Raw genomic sequence first — 1242 nt, 5'->3', positions numbered from 1 at the left:
ACGACTACACTGACTATTTTAATAGTAAGTGGCGTCCCCAAGGGGATTCGAACCCCTGTTACCGCCGTGAAAGGGCGGTGTCCTAGGCCTCTAGACGATGGGGACACATAAAACTGCTACCCTAGGACAAACACTAATAATTGGTGGAGCTATGCGGGATCGAACCGCAGACCTCTTCACTGCCAGCGAAGCGCTCTCCCAGCTGAGCTATAGCCCCAACTTAATCAACACTCGCCGTAATAACTACGTCGTGTATTGCTTAGTGCGGGGCGCATTCTATGCACCACCCCAAATAAAGTCAACAGTTTTTTATCCAGCTTTATTTAAATGGTTTAATTTTCAACAAACTGGCTATCAAGCATGCTAAAAAACACAATTTGATTAAAATCATTGCCCTAATGAGACTCCCCTACACTTTTATTTTATGTAGCGTTGCTAGTCAGTGAATTGTAGTTCACTACCCTACCCTCAAAAGGTATACATTTATATGCAATTCAAACATTGCAAATATAATTTATAAATTACCGACCTAACATCCCACTTTCATATCAACAGGCCAGTTGGGTAAATGTAGTAAAACACACATGCTTTTTATTAGTTGCACTTTAAAATACTTTTTCTATTTTATTTGTTATGACTTTTTAGAGAGGTAACAAAATATATATTCTTATTATAGAAGGTTTAAATGTTCAACAATTAAAAGTGATCGCTTGTGTATTCCCCCAAAAAACTAGATTAACCACTAATGTGAGTTATAAACACCACAAATACACCACACAATTACGTTACTGAACATGTTTTGCCTATAAAATAGACGCCCGCCATATCTTGTTGTTTATAAAACCTTCATTCAGTACATTTTTGTCATTCAAGTGTTGACACATTTTCAACTCTATCTATAATAGCGCCCCACAACAACGCAGCAATGTGATGTTGTTTAGATGCGGGTGATTAGCTCAGTTGGGAGAGCATCGCCCTTACAAGGCGAGGGTCACTGGTTCAAGTCCAGTATCACCCACCACATATAAAAGTGTTCGCATCTAAATTCTATACGGACTCTATGTTCATTTAGAAAAAGAGAACATCACTGCTACTTACAAGTAACAGAGAAGTTCACTGGTTAAAGTCCAGTACTAGATTGGTTTATGGGGGGGTGTGGTGTGTGTTGTGGGGGGGGGGGGGGGGGGGGGGGGGGGGGGGGGGGGGGGGGGGGGGGGGGGGGGGGGGGGGGGGGGGGGGGGG

3 tRNA genes are annotated in these 1242 nt (G+C 42.6%); 1 reads left to right on the top strand and 2 read right to left on the bottom strand.

Going from position 1 to position 1242, the window contains the following annotated elements:
- Nucleotides 1-29: 29 nt before the first annotated feature.
- Together CWB65_RS06300 and CWB65_RS06295 are read right to left on the bottom strand one after the other, a co-directional pair.
- Nucleotides 30-105 (bottom strand) — tRNA-Glu (locus CWB65_RS06300).
- Nucleotides 106-141: 36 nt separating this feature from the next.
- A tRNA-Ala gene (locus tag CWB65_RS06295) sits at nt 142-217 on the bottom strand.
- A gap of 728 nt (nt 218-945) precedes the next feature.
- On the opposite strand from CWB65_RS06295, the gene CWB65_RS06290 reads away from it, so the two are divergent.
- Nucleotides 946-1021 (top strand) — tRNA-Val (locus CWB65_RS06290).
- Nucleotides 1022-1242 lie beyond the last annotated feature (221 nt).

Origin of the sequence: Pseudoalteromonas sp. S554 (genome assembly GCF_005930865.1) — a bacterium.
Classification (GTDB): Bacteria; Pseudomonadota; Gammaproteobacteria; order Enterobacterales; family Alteromonadaceae; genus Pseudoalteromonas; species Pseudoalteromonas marina.
Note: the sequence above shows the minus strand (reverse complement) of the source record. Positions and strands in the feature narration are given on the sequence as shown.